This is a genomic window from Micromonospora aridisoli (genome assembly GCF_056150025.1).
The window spans coordinates 58,723-77,841 of the sequence record NZ_JAXCFK010000008.1 but is presented as its reverse complement, the minus strand read 5'-3'; the positions used below and the strand labels follow the sequence as shown (position 1 = coordinate 77,841).

18 protein-coding genes are annotated in these 19,119 nt (G+C 72.8%); 10 read left to right on the top strand and 8 right to left on the bottom strand.

Annotated elements, in window-relative coordinates; genetic code table 11:
• The first annotated feature begins 133 nt into the window (after nt 1–133).
• Nucleotides 134–397 carry a DUF6244 family protein gene (locus SM447_RS18100; RefSeq protein ID WP_474573998.1) on the top strand — a complete coding sequence of 88 codons (264 nt, stop codon included), beginning with the start codon at nt 134–136 and terminating at the stop codon, nt 395–397.
• A gap of 33 nt (nt 398–430) precedes the next feature.
• A complete protein-coding gene (locus SM447_RS18095; protein ID WP_474573997.1) occupies nt 431–862 on the top strand; it encodes a hypothetical protein in 432 nt (143 codons plus the stop codon).
• Between the two features lie 28 nt (nt 863–890).
• Here SM447_RS18095 and SM447_RS18090 read toward each other — a convergent pair whose 3' ends face one another.
• From SM447_RS18090 to SM447_RS18075, 4 genes are all read right to left on the bottom strand, one after another.
• Nucleotides 891–2,000, bottom strand: a complete 1,110-nt coding sequence (locus SM447_RS18090) for a J domain-containing protein (protein ID WP_474573996.1) — start codon at nt 1,998–2,000, stop codon at nt 891–893.
• Between the two features lie 164 nt (nt 2,001–2,164).
• Nucleotides 2,165–2,437, bottom strand: a complete 273-nt coding sequence (locus tag SM447_RS18085) for a flavin reductase (RefSeq protein ID WP_474573995.1) — start codon at nt 2,435–2,437, stop codon at nt 2,165–2,167.
• Nucleotides 2,434–2,802: a hypothetical protein gene (locus SM447_RS18080; protein WP_474573994.1), complete on the bottom strand. Its 369-nt coding sequence runs from the start codon at nt 2,800–2,802 to the stop codon at nt 2,434–2,436. Before SM447_RS18080 ends, SM447_RS18085 begins: the two co-directional genes overlap by 4 nt.
• A gap of 393 nt (nt 2,803–3,195) precedes the next feature.
• Nucleotides 3,196–4,548 carry a pentapeptide repeat-containing protein gene (locus tag SM447_RS18075; RefSeq protein ID WP_474573993.1) on the bottom strand — a complete coding sequence of 451 codons (1,353 nt, stop codon included), beginning with the start codon at nt 4,546–4,548 and terminating at the stop codon, nt 3,196–3,198.
• 147 nt (nt 4,549–4,695) lie between these two features.
• On the opposite strand from SM447_RS18075, the gene SM447_RS18070 reads away from it, so the two are divergent.
• A complete protein-coding gene (locus SM447_RS18070; protein WP_474573992.1) occupies nt 4,696–5,499 on the top strand; it encodes a TerC family protein in 804 nt (267 codons plus the stop codon).
• A gap of 229 nt (nt 5,500–5,728) precedes the next feature.
• Nucleotides 5,729–6,559 carry an esterase/lipase family protein gene (locus SM447_RS18065; protein WP_474573991.1) on the top strand — a complete coding sequence of 277 codons (831 nt, stop codon included), beginning with the start codon at nt 5,729–5,731 and terminating at the stop codon, nt 6,557–6,559.
• 203 nt (nt 6,560–6,762) lie between these two features.
• Here SM447_RS18065 and SM447_RS18060 read toward each other — a convergent pair whose 3' ends face one another.
• Nucleotides 6,763–7,638 carry an aldo/keto reductase gene (locus tag SM447_RS18060; RefSeq protein ID WP_474573990.1) on the bottom strand — a complete coding sequence of 292 codons (876 nt, stop codon included), beginning with the start codon at nt 7,636–7,638 and terminating at the stop codon, nt 6,763–6,765.
• A 124-nt stretch (nt 7,639–7,762) separates the two neighbouring features.
• On the opposite strand from SM447_RS18060, the gene SM447_RS18055 reads away from it, so the two are divergent.
• Nucleotides 7,763–11,698 carry a CHAT domain-containing protein gene (locus SM447_RS18055; protein ID WP_474573989.1) on the top strand — a complete coding sequence of 1,312 codons (3,936 nt, stop codon included), beginning with the start codon at nt 7,763–7,765 and terminating at the stop codon, nt 11,696–11,698.
• Between the two features lie 106 nt (nt 11,699–11,804).
• On the opposite strand, the gene SM447_RS18050 is transcribed toward SM447_RS18055, so the two are convergent.
• Nucleotides 11,805–12,266 (bottom strand): hypothetical protein, encoded by a 462-nt coding sequence (locus tag SM447_RS18050; RefSeq protein ID WP_474573988.1) that lies wholly within the window; start codon nt 12,264–12,266, stop codon nt 11,805–11,807.
• On the bottom strand, nt 12,263–12,583 hold the full coding sequence (locus tag SM447_RS18045) for a hypothetical protein (protein WP_474573987.1): 321 nt from the start codon (nt 12,581–12,583) through the stop codon (nt 12,263–12,265). The genes SM447_RS18050 and SM447_RS18045 overlap by 4 nt, the downstream gene beginning before the upstream one ends.
• A gap of 206 nt (nt 12,584–12,789) precedes the next feature.
• On the opposite strand from SM447_RS18045, the gene SM447_RS18040 reads away from it, so the two are divergent.
• The 5 genes from SM447_RS18040 to SM447_RS18020 all read left to right on the top strand — a co-directional run bounded on the left by SM447_RS18040 (nt 12,790) and on the right by SM447_RS18020 (nt 17,516).
• Nucleotides 12,790–13,155 carry a YciI family protein gene (locus tag SM447_RS18040; RefSeq protein ID WP_474573986.1) on the top strand — a complete coding sequence of 122 codons (366 nt, stop codon included), beginning with the start codon at nt 12,790–12,792 and terminating at the stop codon, nt 13,153–13,155.
• A 243-nt stretch (nt 13,156–13,398) separates the two neighbouring features.
• Complete coding sequence (gene pyk / locus SM447_RS18035) at nt 13,399–14,847, top strand: pyruvate kinase (RefSeq protein ID WP_474573985.1); 1,449 nt, start codon at nt 13,399–13,401, stop codon at nt 14,845–14,847.
• Nucleotides 14,844–15,725 carry an acyl-CoA thioesterase gene (locus SM447_RS18030; protein ID WP_474573984.1) on the top strand — a complete coding sequence of 294 codons (882 nt, stop codon included), beginning with the start codon at nt 14,844–14,846 and terminating at the stop codon, nt 15,723–15,725. The genes pyk and SM447_RS18030 overlap by 4 nt, the downstream gene beginning before the upstream one ends.
• Before the next feature lie 207 nt (nt 15,726–15,932).
• On the top strand, nt 15,933–16,394 hold the full coding sequence (locus SM447_RS18025) for an RrF2 family transcriptional regulator (protein WP_474573983.1): 462 nt from the start codon (nt 15,933–15,935) through the stop codon (nt 16,392–16,394).
• 126 nt (nt 16,395–16,520) lie between these two features.
• Complete coding sequence (locus SM447_RS18020) at nt 16,521–17,516, top strand: sulfite exporter TauE/SafE family protein (RefSeq protein WP_474573982.1); 996 nt, start codon at nt 16,521–16,523, stop codon at nt 17,514–17,516.
• Nucleotides 17,517–17,620: 104 nt separating this feature from the next.
• Here the strand turns inward: SM447_RS18020 and SM447_RS18015 are convergent, their stop codons facing one another.
• Nucleotides 17,621–19,057, bottom strand: coding sequence for a pyridoxal-dependent decarboxylase (locus SM447_RS18015; RefSeq protein WP_474573981.1), 1,437 nt, complete (start codon nt 19,055–19,057; stop codon nt 17,621–17,623).
• Between the last annotated feature and the right edge of the window lie 62 nt (nt 19,058–19,119).

The window sequence follows — 19,119 nt, the reverse complement described above, 5'->3', positions numbered from 1 at the left end:
ACACGTGCACCCAAACCTACTAGCCTGGCGCGGTCTGGTGGTCGCGATGGGTGGGTGGATCTCGTACCCTCCTGTGTGGTCGCCGATCGGGTGAGGGCGGCGACGCCGGTTCGGTGCGATCGTGGGAGGGCGTGTGAGCGCAGCGGAGATGATCGCCAGGCTGGCGGCGGCAGCGCAGAAGCTGGACGAGGCCAAGGCGAAGACGGCCGCCGCGGCCCAGGACGCGGCCGAGGCACGCCAGCTCGTCGCCGGGGCCCTGCAGGGCGTCGCCGCCGGTCCGCTGATCGGCATGATCGACTCGTACCGGCAGGCGCTGGCCCAGGCCGCCCAGGGGCACGAGCCGGCCCGGCAGCACGTCCAGGAGACGATCGCCAAGGTACGGGCACTGGGCAACTGACGCTGGAACAATCCGTGCGATCGAGGCGGTGGGATGGGCGACGAGACGCGTGACGGCGGGGTGCTGGACGGCTTCCACATCGGGCAGGTGCCGGACGGGGTCGGCGAGGAGGTGTCGGACTTCGCCAGCGAGTGGGACGACGTACGCTTCGCCACCCGGATCTGGGAGCGGCAGGTCCCCGACGGCCACCGGGTGGACCTGCGGGTCCACGTGCTGCGTGGGGAGCGGCTGGTCGATCTGACCGCCCTGCGGGAGTTCCTCGGCGACTACCACGAGCGCGACCCCGCCGAGTGGGCGCTGGTCGAGTTCGAACACGGCGACCTGCCTGGTCTGACCGACGGAGTCCAGGCGTTCTGGCTCGTCGAGCCCGGCGTGGCGGTCAACGTGCTGACGCTCCCGGAGTTCAGCGAATCGCTCATGCCGACCGTCCGGTCCATTCAGGAAGGTATCGACGGCGGGGCGTGACGAGGCAGGGGTGGCCGGGCGTGGGTGCTCACCGCAGCCAGCGCACTCGTTTCTCGACGTGGCGGATCACCTTGCGCCACGCGGAACTCGCAAGTCCTGACTGAAAGGATTCGAGCTGGCGGCGCGCGCCCCAGCCGGCAAGCGGCCGGTCGACCACCCGCATCAGATCGTCGAGCGTGTCGATCGGCGATCCCACGCTCAGCAGACCGAGCACATCGTCCAGTGCGAAGGCCTCCGCGATCTCGAAAATGAGATCGCGGTTGGCGATGAAGAGCCGAGGAACCCAGGCGGTGACGGGACTCCTGATGTTGTAGAGAATCAGCCCGAAGTCGAACGAAAGGTCGTCGCCAACACTGATTCCGGTCTTGAGGACCGAGTTCATGAAATCGTCCCAACCGGGAACGGCGGCCAGTTCGTGGGAGCCGGTCTCGGTCAGGTAGCGCTGCAACGCCTCCGCGGAGCGAAAAAGGAGCAGTTCGCCATCGGCGCCGGGAAAGAAGACGACGGACCCCTGGCTTTCGGACCGGGCCAGCAGCGTGTACCCCTCCGCGCCATCCGACAACGAAATGGAGATCGGGTGGATGGTCAGCGGCCCTTGTAGTTTCGCCGGCTCGTACCAGGGGTGCGTCCACCGCGCCCTGGGATGCTGATGCTCGCGCGCCTCCCGCTCGCGTGCCTCACGTTCGCGTGCCCGACGTTCGGCTGCCGCCCGTTCGCCCGCCTCGCGCTCTCGGGCCTCCCGCTCGCGTGCCTCCCGTGCCTCGCGTTCTCGGGCCCGCCGTTCGCGTTCCTGCTGCTCCCGGGCCGCCCGCTCGCGTGCCTCGCGTTGCTGCGCCTGCCAGTCGCGGGCCTGCCCCGCACTGCCCTGCCGCTGGCGCTTCGCGCGTTCCTGTTCGTCGGCCTGTCGGGCCTGTCGGTCGCGCGTCTCGCGTTGATGAGCGTCGGTGAGCAGCTTGTACGCGATGTTGATCCGCTGCATCTGCCGGGTCGCTTCTTCGCGAACATTCTCCGGGCTCGACTGGTGCTTGTCCGGGTGCCAGACCTGCACGAGGATGAGGTAGCGCTCCCGTATCTGCGCCGGTGACGCATCCCGGCCGACGCCGATAACCAGATACGGATCCTGCTCGTCGGGTGACATCTGTTCGCCGGATCCTCAGGAGTGTGCGGGACGCGTCCGTCGCGGTGATGCTAACAGCACGCGTCGATGCGAATGATTGAGCCGCGCGTATGCCGTCCCCTGGACGATGACCTTGGGTGTGGTGTCGGGTGCAGGTTCTCCGACGAGACGGTCCCGGGTGTGACTCACTGTCGCGCGGGACGCCGGGCAGGGCGGACGGGCACCCGGTCGGTGAAGCGTTTGTGCAGGTCCGGTAGGCGGATGCCGGGGTTCAAGCGGACGAGCTGGTCGATGGCTTCCTTGCGGAGTGTCACCAGGTAGACCATCAGTCCCGGGATGTTGCCTCGATGTTCGGCGAGCAGGCGCAGCTTCGCCGGGGAGCAGGGCCAGGCGATGCCGCAGGTCCGGCAGCGCCACGTCGGGCGGGAGGCCACGTGCTCGCGGGCGGGCGCGCTCATCGGGCGACCGTCGCCGCACCGCGTCGGACTGGGGTGCGGCGTGCGGTCGAGGGCGGCGGCGCGGGGCGCATCCCGTCGGGGCGTACGTACAGCTCGCGGCGGTCGATCGCGTCGCCGCGCTTGTCGAGCTGGTACACCTCGATCCAGGTCCAGCCGTCGTAGGCGAGCCGGTCGGTCCGCTCGCGGATCACCCGGACCGTGATCGGCCTGGCGAACTGCGGTGAGGCGTCGCGGGTCGGCAGGTAGACGCCGGGTGTGACCAGGGGCGTCCCGTCCTCGCGGGTGTCGTCCGCCCCGGGGCTGGCAGTCCGGCGGGTCGACCAGCGTGACGCCGGGACGGCGTTGGCGTGCCTCGTCACGGACACGGGTGCCTCCCTGGTCGGTGGATGGGATGGGGGGTCGCCGCGGTTGCTCGCCCGGCGGCGACCCCCGGCACGGACGTGCCAACCGTTCCGGGGGATGGACCGTCACCAGGCGCGCCGTGCTCCTCCCACTCTGGACGTACGCCCCTACGCCCGGAACAGTCATCGCTCGATCGCGGAACGTGACGACCGGTTTCAAGGTGGCACGGAACGGCGTGGACCGTCCTGGAAGGGCGCTGACCCCACCACCCCGTCACCGCCGCACGCGATCATGCAGTTGTGGCACCCGAAAAGCGGCGTTCAGCCACCTTTGTCAGGTGCCAAAACTGCATGATCGACGGGAGTGGGGCGGGCGGGGAGGGAGGGGAGGGAGGGGGGAGGGAGGGAGGGAGGGGGTTACGGGTCGGTGAGGAGGAGCCAGTCGTCGTCGAGGGGGCGCACGGCGGTGTTGTCGGGCCAGGTGTGGGTGGCTGACGTGGTGGCGCGGGCCTGGTCGACCAGGGGGCGGTGGGCCAGGGTGGCGCCCTCGAAGGTGACGGGGCCGTGGAAGCGGGCGCGGCCGAAGTTCGTCGCCCCGGCGAAGCGGGCGTCGGCGAACGAGGCGTCGGCCCCGAACTCCGTCCAGCGGAACAGGGCCAGGTCGGCGAAGCGGGTCCGGCGGAAGCCGGCGTGCTCGGCGAAGGTGGTGTGCTCCATGGACAGCCCGCCGACGAACACCGCGTCCCGGAAGCTGGCGCTGCCGGTGAAGGTGGTGTGGTCGAAGGTGGCCGTGCGGCGGAACGTGCTGCCCCGCCAGGACGTCTCGCCGAGGGTGGCCCGCTGGCACGACAGTCGACCACCGATGTCGGCTCCGTCGGCGCTGAACCCGCCGGTCACCCGGGCGCCGTCCAGCACGATCGTCGCGTCGCCGGTCACCCCGTCCAGCAGGAGATCCTCGAAGGCGGCGGCGAGCGCCAGCCGGCCGCGTAGCGTCGCGCCGGTGAAGCGGGTGACGCCGGTGCAGAGCGCGCCGGTCAGGTCGGCGTCGACCAGGGTGCAGCCGGTGGCGTCGAAGTCGTCCAGCCGTGCCCCGCTCAGGTCCAGCCGCATGTCGGGCCAGTAGGCGTCGTCGTCCGCGCGCAGGTGCCGGGTCAACACCCGCTGCGCGCTGCGGCGTACTTCCGTCTCTCGCGCGTCGTCGTCCGGCGACGGCATCCGCAGGTACGCGCAGAGCACCCCCACGATCGTCGTACGCTGCGCCGGATTGTCCTGACCGAGCCGCTCCAGGGCGTGCAGGCCGCCGAGGCGTACCGCCGCGTTGTCGTTGCCGAGCAGTTCGACCGCCCGGGTGTACAGCTCGGTCAGCCGGCGCTCGGCGGCGTCGTGCGCGGCGGCTTCGGCCTGGTGCTCCTGGTGCCGCTGCCCGGCCTCGGCGACCGCCTCGGCGTGTGCCTGCACCCGGTCGCGATGGGCCTGGTCGGCGGCGGCGACGGCTTCCTGGTGCCGCTGCGCCCGCTCGCTGATCCACTGTCGTCGGGCGGCGAGCAGCAGGGCCAGCCCACCACCGGTCCCGGCGACCACGGTGAGGCCGGTGCGGATGGCATCGATCCGCAGCGTGGCGCGGGTGTCCGGCGCGCCGGCGCGGTCGGCCTCGCCCAGCAGCCAGTGCAGCACCCACCAGCCGAGCAGGACGGCCAGCAGCAGCCCCACGAGGACCAGCCACCACGGCATGACCCGGAGCCGTTCGTCGGGGGATGGGGTGCGGCGCACGGCCCACAGCATGCCATCGATCCGCCCGTGACGTGGGTGACCCCGGGCCGGGTTGCGGCGGCGCGGTCGGGGCGGTACGCATCGGTGTGCAGATCAGCCGATGGTCCGGGTGCCGACCCGGCGGCGATCGTGAGAGTCGAGGATCCAATGGAGTTCCTGACCAGTCCCGAGCTGTGGATCGCGTTCGCGACCCTGCTCCTGCTGGAGATCGTGCTGGGCATCGACAACGTCGTGTTCATCTCGATCCTGTCCGGCCGGTTGCCTGAGCACCAGCAGGCCCGTGCCCGGACGATCGGCATCTCGCTGGCCCTGATCACCCGCCTGATGCTGTTGGCGTCGCTGTCGTGGATCATCGGCCTGACCGCACCGCTGTTCACCGTGCTGGGTCAGGAGATCTCCGGGCGCGACCTGATCCTGCTGCTCGGCGGGATATTCCTGGTCGGCAAGGCGACGTACGAGATCCATGAGCACCTGGAGGGCTCCGACCACGGCCGGTCGGGCAAGAAGGCGGTCTCGTTCGGTTCGGTCATCGCGCAGATCCTGGTGCTGGACGTGGTCTTCTCGCTCGACTCGGTGATCACCGCGGTCGGGATGGTCGACGAACTCACCGTCATGGTGGCCGCCGTGGTCATCGCGATGATCATCATGCTGGTCTCGGCCGGCGCGGTCAGCCGGTTCGTCAACCAGCATCCGACGGTGAAGATGCTGGCCCTGTCGTTCCTGCTGCTCATCGGCGCGACCCTGATCGCCGAGAGCTTCGACCAGCACATTCCGAAGGGCTACGTGTACGGCCCGATCGCCTTCTCGATCTTCGTGGAGTTCCTGAACCTGCGCGTGCGGTCCCGGCAGCGCCGGCAGCAGGAGGCGCAGCCGGTGCAGTTGCACCCGACGTACGTCAAGAACGGCCCGGCCCGGCCCGAGCCGGAGCCGGAGGTGACCCCGGCCGGCTGACCCCGGGCGGACCTCGACGCCGCACGCACCCACCCGGTGCGTGCGGCGTCTGTCTCTTGTGGACGATCTCGCCGGAGCTGCTCGCGGGATGCCTGGTGGGGCAATCGCTACCCGCGCGTAACTTTTCATTGACGTTTCTGGATCGTAACCCGCATCATCAGTTCACGGTCGATCGGACATCCCACCGCCTCCACCCGGTAACCCCGGGATCCCCTTGGGAGGTGCAGCGATGCTGCTCCGAAAGGCTGTCCCCGTCCTCGCCCTCACGGTCGCCGCCGTCCTGGCCGTACCGGCCACCGCCGGGGCCGCCCCGGCCCCGGTGACCCCCACCTCCGGCACCCTCCACACCGCCCCCGCACCCGATGCCACCACCGCCTCCGACGGCCTGCAGGCGATGGCCAACGCCAATCCGGTCATCGTCGTCGGCGGACTCAGCGGCTTCGCCGCGGTCTACGCGCCGTTGGCCGCCCGGCTGCGCGCCGACGGCTACCGGGTCTGGGTGTACGAGCTGCCGAACCTCGGGCTCGGCGACATCACCGCCTCCGCCGCCGGGCTGCGCGGGCTCGTCGGTCAGGTCCGCTCCGCCACCGGCGCGGCACAGGTGGACCTGGTCGCCCACTCCCAGGGTGGCCTGGTCAGCCGCTACTACATCAAGAACCTCGGCGGCGGTGACGCCGTCGGACGGTACGTCAGCCTGGGCACTCCGCAGTACGGCACGTACGTCGCCAACATCGTGGCGTTCCTCGGCCTGGGCAGCTGCGCCGGCGTGATCGCCTGCCAGCAGATGACCATCGGGTCGTCGTTCCTGGCCGCCCTCAACGCGGGAGACGACACCCCGGGCGCGGTGCGCTGGACCACGGTGCGTACCTGGCAGGACGAACTGGTCCGACCGGTGGACAACGCGAAGCTGGCCGACGGGGTGACCAACGTGCTGATCCAGTCCCGGTGTCCGCTGCGCATCGTCGGGCACCTCGGACTGGTGCTCGACGGCACCACGTACAGCGTCATCCGGCAGGCGTTGCGCGACGCCGCGATCCGCCCCGACTGCCTGGCCCTGTGACCCCGTTGCGGCCCGGCGACTCCACGGACTCGCCGGGTCGCGGCACGCCCGGACACCGCACCAGCCGCAAGACCGCGCCACCCGCCCGTGCCCCGGAGTCCCAGAGACCGCAGTTTCCCTGTTGTTGTCGGGTCCGGGCCTGCTGGAGGCGGCAACATCCCCGATGTTGCTGCCGCCGCTTCAGCGTGGTGGCGGCGGAACGGTCAGGCGGTGGCGGCGGAGAGCGCGTCGTACTCGGCGTCGGTCAGCTTCACCAGGGCGGCGGCCACGTTCTCCTCCAGGTGCGCCACCGACGACGTACCGGGGATCGGGAGCATGACCGGCGACCGGCGCAACAGCCAGGCCAGGGCCAGTTGCGCGGGCGTCGCGTGGTGCTCGGCGGCGACGGCGTCCAGCGGACCGCCCGGCCGGGCCAGGTCGCCGGTCGCGATCGGGAACCACGGGATGAACGCCAGGTCGTTGCGTTCGCAGTAGGAGAGGACGTCCTCCGCGTCGCGGTTGGCCAGGTTGTACAGGTTCTGCACCGACACGATCGGCACGATGCGGCGGGCCGCCTCGATTTGCTCGACGGTCACCTCGGAGAGCCCGATGTGCCGGATCTTGCCCTCGTCGCGCAGCAGCGCCAGCTCACCCAGCTGGTCGGCCAACGGCACGGCGGGGTCGATGCGGTGCAGCTGGTACAGCCCGATCGACTCCAGCCCGAGATGACGCAGGCTCAGCTCACACTGCTGACGCAGGTACTCCGGTCGGCCCACCGGCCGCCAGTCGCCCGGCCCACTGCGGGTCAACCCGGCCTTCGTCGCGATGACGAGGTCGTCGGCGTACGGGTGCAGCGCCTCCCGGATCAGCAGCTCGGAGACGAACGGCCCGTACGAGTCGGCGGTGTCGATGAACGTCACCCCCAGCTCGTAGGCGCGGCGCAGCACCCGGACCGCCTCGGCCGGGTCCTTCGGGTCACCCCACACCCCGGGGCCGGTGATCTGCATCGCGCCGTAGCCGAGCCGGTCGACCTGGAGGTCACCACCGATGCGGTAGGTGCCGGACTCCTTCGCGGGTCGACTGCCGGCTTCGGTCGTCATGTGGGCCACCCTTCGGATCGTTGCCCCGTCGGAGCCCCAAGCTACCCGGTCGGCTTTGTGCTAGTGGGCGGGTCATTCACCTGCTACCCCTGTGTGGGACGGTGCCTGCGACGGGAGGGCTGGCATGTGGCGGCGATCGAAGCCCGACCCGGTGCGGCGGCTCCGGGAGCGGCTGGACGGCTTCGGGGCCACCAAGGATCCCCGTCGGGTGCTGGAACCCGACGCGCTACGCGACGCCGGACCGCTCTACGACCTGCTCGACGGGGCGGGTGGCCGGTCGCTCACGGAACACGAGGTCGAGGCCCTCTTCCTGCTGGCCTGCCTGCACTGGTACCGGTACCAGGTGCTGCCGTCGGGTTCGGACGGACCCGACCTCCTCCAGGCGGTCGGCCTGACCCAACTGCTGCTCGGTGCGGCGCCGGAGCGGGTACCGCCGTCGTTGCTGGCGCTGCTGCGCGCACACGTCCCCGCTGCCCGCACCGCCCCCGGCCCGGCTGGCGACCCGGGCGCGGCACTGTTCGGCCAGGCGGTCGCCCTGATGGGCGGTGCCGAACTCTCCGGTGACTACCGGGCGGCCGACCGGGCGCAGGTCCTGCTGGAACAGGCGTTGGCCGGCACCCCTGCCGGCGCGCCCGAGCGGCTTCGCTACCTGTCCGCGTTGGGGCGGGTGCACCGGGAGCAGTACCTGCACCTGGGCCGGCAGCGGTCGCTGCCGGCGGCGATCGACGCACACCGGCAGAGCCTGGCGTCGACCCCGGCCGGCGACCCGGAGCGGCCGGCCCGGCTGTTCAACCTCGGCAACGTCCTCGGCGACCGGTTCGAGCAGGCGGGCGACGCCGCGGCGCTGGACGAGTCGATCCATCTGCTCGGCGACGCGGCCCGCGCCGCGCCCACCGACTCGCCGGTGTGGACGCTGGCCCGGACCAACCTCGGCCAGCGGCTGCGGGAACGGTGGCACCTCCGTCGTGACCCGGCCGACCTCGACCGGGCCGTCGACGCGCTCAGCCTGACGGTGCCGACCGGAGCCGATCCGCGGATGTTCTTCGTGTACGCGTCCCTGCTCGGCGAGCGGTTCCTGGTGACCGGCGCCGACCACGACCTGGACCGGGCGATCGACGCCACCCGGGCCGCCCTGGCGGGCGGACTCGACGGCGACCTGGGCGGCCTGGCCCAGGTCACCCTGGCAGGGCTGGTCGGTGAGCGGCATCGGCGGCGGGCCGACCCGGCCGACCTGGACGCGGCGATCGAGGCGTACCGGGTCGCGGCGGCCGGTCGCCGGTCCGCCGGGCAGGACCCGGGCGGGCTGCGGCACGCCACGGGCAAGCTGCTGGAGGCACGCTACGCGCTGCACCGCCGGAGAGAGGACCTCGACGAGGCGGTGCGACTGCTGCGGGCGGCGGTGGCCGAGGCGACCGACCCGGCGGAGCGGAGCGGACGCCTCGGCGACCTCGGGTACACGCTCAGCCGCTGGCACACCGAGCTGGCCGGGGTGCCGACCCTGCGGGAGGCCCGTGACGTGCTGGGTGAGGCGGAGCGGCTGCTGCCGGCGGATCATCCGGATCGCCCCGACCTGCTCAACAACCTGGGCAACCTGTTGCGTGAGCTGGCCGACCAGGCGGGGGAGCCCGACCTGCTGGAGGCGGCCGTGGCGAAGCTGCGCGAGGCGGTGGCGGACCCGGTCGAGCCCGCGAAACTACCCGTCCGGCTGTCGAACCTGGGGCTGGCGTTGCAGGAGCTCTTCGCCCGTACCCAGGACCTGAACATCCTCACCGAGGCGATCGCGGTGCTGCGGCGCGCGGTGGCGGCGACCTACCCCGAGGACGCGGACCGGCTGCCGGCCCTGCTCAACCTGGGATCGGCGCTGAACCGGCGCACCGAGCTGGTCGTCAACGCGGCGCTGCCGGCCGACGGCAACGCCACGCGGGAGCAGGCCCGAGCGGCCGCGCTGCCCGACGCCGACCATGCGGTGGTGCTGCTGCGGGAGGCGGCCGACCTGGCGCAGTCCGAGGCCGAGCCGGGCGTACGCCTCCGGGTCGTCGGCACCCTCGCGCTCAGCCACCTGCTGCGCCACCAGCTCACCGGGGACACCGCCGCGCTCGACGAGGCGATCACGCTGCTGCGGGAGATACAACAGACGGCAGCCGCCTCCGCGGTGGACCGGTACCGACTGCTCACCAACCTCGGCAACATGCTGCTGATCAGATTCCGGGCCGGCCGCGACGCCCGCGACGCCCACGAGATGCTGGCGGCGGGCCGGGCGGCGGTCGCGGCGCTGCCCGTCGACCATCCGGAGCGGACGACCTGCCTGAACAACCTGGCCACCGTCGTCGAGGAGATCGCCACCGCCACCGCCTCGGCCGACTCCGGCGACCTGCCGCGGGTCGACCTGGCCGAGGCGGTCGCCGCGCTGCGCGAGGCCGCCACGATCGAGGCGGCGCCGTCGCTGCTGCGGGCCACCACCGCCCGGGCGTACGCCGGTCTCGCCGCCGCCTCCGGCGACCTGCCGGCGGCCCTGGCGGGTTACGCCACGGCGATCGAGCTGCTCGACCTGGTCGCCTGGCACGGCATGGACCTCGACGATCAGGGCCGCCTGCTCGGGCAGTTCCCGGGTCTGGCCGGCGACGCCGCGGCGGTCGCGATCGCGCTCGACCGGCCGGAACGCGCGGTGGAACTGCTGGAGTACGGCCGTGGGGTGCTGCTCACCCGGGCCCACGACGCCGGTGCCGACCTGGCGGCGCTGCGCGCGCGGGCACCCGAACTGGCCGAGCGGCTCACCGCCCTCCAGGCCGCCCTCGACCACCTCGATCCGCCGCCCGGCACAGCCGGACCCGCGCTGACACCGGCGGCACCGGCCCTCGGCTCGACGGAACGTCGGCACGAACTGGCGACCCACCGGCGGGCGCTGCTGGCGGAGATCCGGCAGCTGCCCGGATTCGACGGGTTCCTGCGCCCACCGCCCTTCGCCGACCTGGCCCGGGCGGCCGAGAACGGTCCGGTGGCACTGATCAACGTCGCCGCCCGACGCTGCGACGCGCTGCTGGTCACCGGGGGACGGGTGGCGGTGGTGCCGCTGCCCGAGCTGACCCTCGGCGAGCTGCAACTGCGGCTCGTGTACTTCCTGGTCGGCCTCGCCGAGATCACCGCGCCCACCGGTGACCCGGGACCGGAGGCGCAGCGTCGCCGGGCCGCCTTCCGGCGCCGGATCCCCGAGACCCTGGACTGGCTCTGGCGGGCGGTCGCCGCCCCGGTGCTGGACGCGCTGGGTGCGGCCGCCGCGCCGCCGGAACCCGGTGCCGACCCGACCCGGCTGTGGTGGTGCCCCACCGGGCTGCTCACCCTGCTGCCGCTGCACGCGGCCGCGCCCCTCGGCGGTGGTGCCGGGGTCCTCGACCGGGTGGTGTCGTCGTACACGGCCTCGCTGCGGACGCTCGTCCGGGCCCGTCGGGACCGGTCGGGCCCGACCACGCCGGTCACCTCGGCCCTGGTCGTCGGGATGCCACGGACGCCGGGCCTGGCCGACCTGCCCGGCGCGGCGGGGGAGGAGGCGATCGTCCGTCGGTACGTGCCCGAGGTGACGTCGTTGACCGGTGCGAGGGCCACCCCCGCCGGGGTGCTCGGCGCACTGCCGGACGCGCCCGTGGCGCACCTGTGCTGTCACGGCACCCAGGATCTCGCCGCACCCGCCCGGGGTCGGCTCGCGTTGGCCGGCGGTCCGCTGCACGTGCGGGACCTGTGGCGCCCCGCCGGCACCGCGGCCGCGCTCGCGGTCCTCTCCGCCTGTGACACGGCCCGTGGTGGCGCGGCCCTGCCGGACGAGGCGCTGACCCTGGGCACCGCGTTCCAACTGGCCGGTTTCCGGCACGTCGTCGGCGCGCTCTGGTCCATCTCCGACGCGCTGACCGTGCAGCTGTGCGAGGAGTTGTACGGCGCGTTGGCGGTGCCCGGTGGCCTCGATCCGCAGCAGGCCCCGTTCGCCCTGCACCACGCCGTCCGGCAGGTCCGTGCGGCCCTGCCCGACCTGCCGGAACTCTGGGCCGGCTACGCACACATCGGGCCCTGAACCGGCCGCCTCGCCGAACGTGACAGGTGCGCTCGCCTCAGCCGGGGTCGGCGACCGCGCGGCGCGGCCGGACGGTGCCGGTCCGCACCACGTACGGCGCGACGGCTCAGGGCTGGCCGGGGGCGTACCAGGTGACACCCACGGCGGCGATCAGCAGCGCGGTGCAGAGCAGCACCAGCAGCACCCCGAGCCGCAGGGCCCGGGCCGCGGCGACGGCCTCCTGATGCGCGCCGAGCGGGGCCGGTGGCAGCGCGGCGACCGGGGTCACCGACAGCGGCCCGTGCGCGGCGCGCAGCAGCGCCAACGCCCCGGCGACCCCGGCCACGATCGCCGCCAGCAGCAGTACGCCGACCAGCGCGCCCCAGCCCGGCGCGAGGGTGCTGACGTCGGAGCGACCTCGGATCAGGCTGAAGCCGACCAACGCCACCAGCAGCCCACCCAGCCCGTTGCGCCAGGCCAGCGCGGCGGCCCGGACCCGGTCCAGCTCGCCGCGCAACAGCTCGGCCAGCTCCTGCGCCCGACGCAGGTCGGCGGGGGTGGCCGGCGGGCCGGGCCGCAGCCGGATCACGACCCGACCTCCAGCGTCACCGTCCAGTACGCGCCGCAGCCGGTCAGCCCGTCGGGGCGGGCCGGATGGTCGACGGCGCAGCTGCACAGCAGGGTGCGGTAGCCGGGGTCGGCCGCCGACTCCGGCGTCGCCCGCCGGTACACCTCGCCGACGATGGGGCAGCTGATCGGGTGCTGGCAGCGGGGGCAGTCGCCGCTGAGCAGCACCGCCGGCCCGAACTGGCGCACCGCGAACGTCTCCGCGACCCGGGTGGCGTACCCCTCGTCGGTGACCTCGGCGTACGGCAGCGGCTCCGCCGCCGGCTCACGACCCTGCACCGATGCACCCTCCCGCTGTCGGCCGTAGGCGTCGACCACACGGTAGCGGTCGCCCGCCCACCGGTCACCCGGCGCGCGGGCGACACCCGAGGGTCGGCTCGGCGGCGGGATCGGCGGAGCGCCCGTGCGGCCGGGCCGTCCGTGGGAGGCTGGACGGTACCGCCGCGCGCACCGCCTGGCGTCGGCGGCCCGCGGAAAGGGAAGCCATGCCAGGAGAGCCGCAGGTCGATTTCGCGCTCGACACGTACGAGTGCATCGTGCTGTATCCGGGCGCTGCCGGACGGGCCCTGCCGGCCGAGACCGTCCAGCGGTTGCAGGCCGAGCACGCCGGTCACATGCAGGCGATGCAGCGCCGGGGAATCATCCTGGTCGCCGGTGCGGTCGACGGTCCGGCCCGGGAGCCGGACCCGCCGCTCGGGTTCGGTCTGGCCCGTACCGGTTCGGTCGACGACGTCCGCAGCGTGATGGAGGCCGACCCGGCGGTGCAGGCCGGTCTCTACCGGGTGGACGTGATGACCTTCCTCTGCCCGGCCGGCTCGCTGGAGTTTCCGCTGGTCAAGACGGAGAGCTGAGCCGATCTGCCTTGATCCACACCAGGTCGTCGGACGCTCGCCGACAGTTGTTCACCAGGAGCGCCCCCACACGCGCTGGCACCAGGGGCGTACCATTCCGGCGCGCGGTCGCCGTTGCCCGCCATCGACGTCCGGAGGGGCCTGTGCCCGCTGGCTGCGCGCGTGTGCGCGCGCCGTTGGACAACTGTTCCACATTGCGCAAGGGGTCGGCCGGTGGTCCGACCCGGAGGAGAGACTAGCCTGATGGGCGTGACACGCCGCGCGAAGATCGTCTGCACTCTTGGCCCCGCCACCTCGTCGCCCGAGCGCATCCGCGGGCTCGTCGAAGCCGGCATGAACGTGGCGAGGCTCAACTTCAGCCACGGCAGCCACGCCGACCACGAGGCGGTGTACCGGCTCGTCCGGGAAGCGGCCGAGGCGGCGGGTCAGCCGGTGGCGATCCTGGCCGACCTGCAGGGGCCGAAGATCCGGTTGGGCCGGTTCGCCGACGGGCCGCACGAGTGGCGTACCGGTGACTCCGTCGTGATCACCGGCGACGAGGTCATGGGCACCAAGGAGCGCGTCTCCTGCACGTACCGCAAGCTGCCGCAGGAGGTCAAGCCCGGTGACCGGCTGCTGATCGACGACGGCCGGGTCGCCGTCGAGGTCACCGACGTCACCGGCAACGACATCCGGGTGCTGGTCACCGAGGGTGGTCCGGTCAGCAACAACAAGGGTGTCTCGCTGCCCAACGTGGCGGTCAGCGTGCCCGCCCTGTCGGAGAAGGACGCCGCCGACCTGCGTTTCGCGCTCGGCCTGGGTGTCGATCTGGTCGCCCTGTCGTTCGTCCGTTCCGCCGACGACATCAAGCTGTGCCACGCGATCATGAGCGAGGTCGGCGTGCACCGCCCGGTGCTGGCCAAGGTCGAGAAGCCGGAGGCGGTCGACCACCTCGAAGCGATCGTGCTGGCCTTCGACGGGGTCATGGTGGCCCGCGGCGACCTCGGCGTGGAACTGCCTCTCGACGAGGTGCCGCTGGTGCAGAAGCGCGCGGTGCAGCTGTGCCGGGAGAACGCCAAGCCGGTCATCGTGGCCACCCAGATGCTCGACTCCATGATCGAGAATTCGCGGCCGACCCGGGCCGAGGCCTCCGACGTCGCCAACGCGGTGCTCGACGGCGCCGACGCCGTGATGCTCTCCGGGGAGACCAGCGTCGGCAAGTACCCGGTGCTCACCGTCAGCACCATGTCGAAGATCGTCACCACCACCGAGGCCGGCTCCATCCTGGTGCCCCGCCTCCAGCACGACCCCCGTACGCACGGCGGCGCGCTGACCGTGGCCGCCTCCTCGATCGCCCGGGCCATCGGCGCCAAGGCGCTGGTCGCGTTCTCGCAGACCGGTGACACCGTGCGCCGGCTCAGCCGGCTGCACTGCGACCTGCCGCTGCTGGCCTTCACCCCGGTGCCCGAGGTGCGTGCCCAGCTCGCCCTCTCCTGGGGTGTGGAAACGTTCCTGATGCCGTTCGTGCAGCACACCGACGACATGTTCCGCCAGGTGGACCAGGCGCTGCTCGGGCTGAACCGGGGCAACCCCGGCGACTACGTGGTGATCGTGGCGGGCAGCCCGCCCGGCACCCCCGGCTCCACCAACACCCTGCGGGTGCACCAGCTCGGCTCGCTGGTCGACGCCGCGTCGGCGCGGGCGTTGCAGTGACCGACGGTTCCCTCGTCGGCCAGGCCGCCGTCGATCAGCTCCTGGAGGTGCTCGACCTCGCGCCGACCGGCGCCATGTCGTTCCGGGGGATGAGCCCGCCGGTCGGTCCGCAGCGGGTGTACGGCGGCCAGGTCGCCGGTCAGGCCCTGGTCGCCGCCGGCCGCACCGTCGACCCGGAACGGGTGGTCCACTCGCTGCACGGCTACTTCGTGCGCGCCGGTGACCCGGCCGAACCGATCGAGTACGAGGTGGAGAACATCCGCGACGGCCGCTCCTTCTCGGTGCGCCGCTCGGTCGCGCTCCAGCACGGCAAGCCGATCTTCTTCATGTCCGCCTCCTTCCAGCGGCCGGAGGAGGGACTGGACCACCACGCCCCGCTCCCGCCGGACGTGCCCGGGCCGGAGTCGGTCCCGACCATGACCGACCGGCTCTCCCGGTACCCGGAGCGGCTGGGCATCTGGGGGCAGATTCCCCGACCGATCGACGTACGCTACGTCGGCGAGCCCGGCTGGGTACGCCCGGGCGACCGGCCGGCCGACCCGCACCAGCGGGTGTGGATGCGCATCGACGGCAAGCTGCCCGACGACCCGCTGCTGCACGCCTGCGCCCTGACGTACGCCTCCGACCTGACCCTGCTCGACTCGGTGCTGTCGGTGCACGGCGAGGTGTGGGGGCCCGGCGGGGTGGTGGGGGCGAGTCTGGACCACGCCCTGTGGTTCCACCGGCCGTTCCGGGCCGACGAGTGGTTCCTCTACGACTGCTGGAGTCCGTCCGCCTCGGGAGCGCGTGGCCTGGCCACCGGCCGGATGTTCACCGTGGACGGCCGGCAGATCGCCAGCGCCGTGCAGGAGGGCCTGCTGCGCCGGGTCGGCGCCTGAGCCCTGCCCTGGGCGCCGTGGTCCGCCCCGGCCCCGGTGTCTGGTGTCCCCGGCCCCGATCTGAGTGCGCCCGGCTCGGTCTGGGTGCGCCCGGCTCGGTCTGGGTGCGCCCGGCCCGGTCTGGGTGCGCCCGGCCCGGCGGCCGAGCGCGGCCGGTGGGCGGCCCGCCGGTTAATGGCCGGATACCGGACGGTTAACCTGTCCGGCATGCGTCTCTCAGCCCGGGTGGACTACGCCCTTCGAGCGGTCGCCGAACTGGCCTCGGTGACCGGGGCTGGACGCGGCCGGCCGGTCACCGCCGAGCAGATCGCGCGGGCCCAGCAGATCCCGCCGAAGTTCCTGGAGAGCATCCTGCTGCAACTGCGGCGCGGCGGCGTGGTGCAGGCCCAGCGCGGGCCCGAGGGGGGCTACTGGCTGGCCCGGGAGGCGGAGGAGATCTCCCTCGCCGACGTGATCCGGGTGATCGACGGGCCGTTGGCCCACATCCGTGGTCAACGACCCGAGCACCTCGGGTACCAGGGCGCGGCCCGGGCGTTGCAGGAGGTCTGGATCGCCCTGCGCGCCAGCGAGCGGCAGATCCTCGAACTGGTCACCATCGCCGACGTGGCCCGGGGCACCCTGCCCGAGCCGGTCACCAAACTGGTCGCCGACCCCAACGCCTGGACCTGACCGGAGCCCCACCGGGGCTTCGGCGGATCGTCGTCTCACTGACTGATCGAGGGCTTGACCGGAGCCCCACCCATGCCGCATTGTCGACCAAGTCGATAGGAGATGCCTAAAAGTCGGGAGGCGTCCGTGCGCAAGCTGCTCGTCATCGCGCTGGTGGGCCTCGCCGCGCAACTGGTCGACGGGGCACTGGGCATGGCCTACGGCCTGACCTCCTCGACGCTGCTGCTCGTGGTCGGGGTCGCGCCGGCCGCGGCGTCCGCCTCGGTGCACCTGGCCGAGATCGGCACCACCCTGGCCGCCGGTGCGGCGCACTGGCGGTTCGGCAACGTCGACTGGCGGGTGGTACGCCGCATCGCGGTGCCCGGTGCGCTCGGCGCCTTCGCCGGCGCCACCTTCCTCAGCGCGCTGTCCACCGAGTCGGCCGCCCCGTGGATGGCCACGATCCTGTTCACCCTCGGCGCGTACCTGCTCATCCGCTTCTCCCGCCCGCTGCGCCGCAACCCGGCGGCCGGCCGGCTACGCGGGCGTTTCCTCAGCCCGCTCGGCCTCGTCGCCGGCTTCGTCGACGCCACCGGCGGCGGGGGATGGGGGCCGGTGGCCACCCCGGCCCTGCTGGTCAGCGGGCGGATGGAGCCGCGCAAGGTGATCGGCTCGGTGGACACCTCCGAGTTCGTCGTGGCGGCCGCCGCCAGCCTCGGCTTCCTGATCGGCCTGGGCACCGACGGCTTCCTGCTGCCGATCGTGCTCGCGCTGCTCGCCGGTGGCCTGATCGCCGCACCGATCGCGGCCTGGCTGGTGCGCATCGTGCCGGCCCAGCTCCTGGGTGCCGCGATCGGCGGGGTGATCGTGCTGACCAACGCCCGCGTCCTGATGCGCGCCGCCGACCTGGACGGCACCCTGCCGGTGGTCGTCTACCTGCTGCTGGCCGCCGGCTGGATCACGGCCTTGACGCTGGCGATCCGGGTGCTGCTGCGCACCCGCCGCCAGCGCGCCCTCGCCGACTCCCAGCACGCCACGCTCTCGCCCACCGCCGAGCAGGCCAGCCCGGCCGGTGCGCCGACGCACACCACCGCCGAGCCGGTCGGCGTCGGCGCAACCCCCCGCCCTCCCGGCGATCACTGATCACGCCACCCCCTGATCCCCGTCGATCATGAGGTTGTTGTCCCCGACACGCCGCAGCGGAGGCAACCACCTCATGATCCACGGGTGGTTGCGGAGGGTGGGGGTCAGGTCTCTGGTGGCAGGGTCGAGGCGGCGTGTGAGATCAGGTTCCAGGCCTCGTCGACGTGCGCCTGCGTGGTCTGCGGGGCGCCGACGGCGAGGCGCAGCGTGTGTCGGCCCGCGACCCGGGTGTGGGTCAGGTACACCCGACCGGTGGCGTTCACCGCCGCCAGCAGCCGCTCGTTGGGCCCGTCCGGGCCGCGCAGCCGGAAACAGACCAGGGCGTACGGGTGCTCGGCGACCAGTTCGAACCGCTCGTCGGCGCGGACCCGGTCGGCGAACCCGGCGGCCAACGCCACCCCCCGGCGGATGTGCTCCCGCAGCCCCTCGACGCCGTACCAGCGCAGCACGAACCACAGCTTCAACGCCCGGAACCGCCGACCCAACGGCACCTGCCAGTCCCGGTAGTCGATCACCGCGCCGGACTCGGAGGCCGCGTTGCGCAGGTACTCCGGCAGCACGGTCAACGCCTCGACCAACTCACCGGCGTCGGCCACCCAGAACGCGTCACAGTCGAACCCGGTGAGCAGCCACTTGTGCGGGTCGAAGCAGTACGAGTCGGCGTACTCCAGACCGGCGTGCCCCGAGCGCAACTCCGGACAGACCGCCGCGGCCCCCGCGTACGCGGCGTCGACGTGCAGGAAGACACCGTGCTCGGCGCAGATCGGCCCGATCTCCGGCAACGGATCCACCGCCGTGGTGGAGGTGGTGCCGACGGTCGCCACCACCAGGGCGGGTACCACCCCGGCAGCCCGATCCGCCTCGACCGCCGTACGCAGCGCCGCCGCAGACATCGCCCGGGTCACCGGATCCACCTCGATCAGCCGTACGCCCTCCGCGCCGAGTCCCGCGATCCGGGCGGCCTTCTCCACCGACGAGTGCGCCTCGGTCGAGGCGTACACCCGGTAGCGACGGTCCACGCCGGCCTGACGCCACCGTCCGCCGGCGGCCCGGTGCAGCGCGACCAGGGTGGCCACCAGCGTGGCCGAGGAGGCGGAGTCCTGGATGACGCCACCACCGGGACCGGTTGAGCGGAACCGCTGCGGCAGGCCCAGCGTCTCCGCCAGCCAGTCCAGCAGCACCGTCTCCAACTCCGTGCAGGCCGGGCCGGTGGCCCAGAGCATGCCTTGGACGCCCAGCCCGGCGCTGACCAGGTCGCCCAGCACGCTGGGACCGGAGGTGTTGGCCGGGAAGTAGCCGAAGAAGCCCGGGTGCTGCCAGTGGGTGAGCCCGGGCGCGATCAGCGTGTCCAGGTCGGCGAGGACCGCCTCGACCGGTTCGCCCCGGGCCGGTGGCCCGGCCGGCAGTGCGGCGGCCACCGCGCCGGGCGGATCCTGGGAGGTCACCGGGCGTTGGGGGAGCGTCGCCCAGTAGTCGGCGATCCAGTCGACCACCGCGTACCCGGCCTGGCGAAACTCCTCGGGGGTCATGTGCGCAGCCACCCGCCGAGTGGATCAAAGGGACCCGCGTCGGAGCAAGACGGCGGATCAATTGTGCGCAGAAA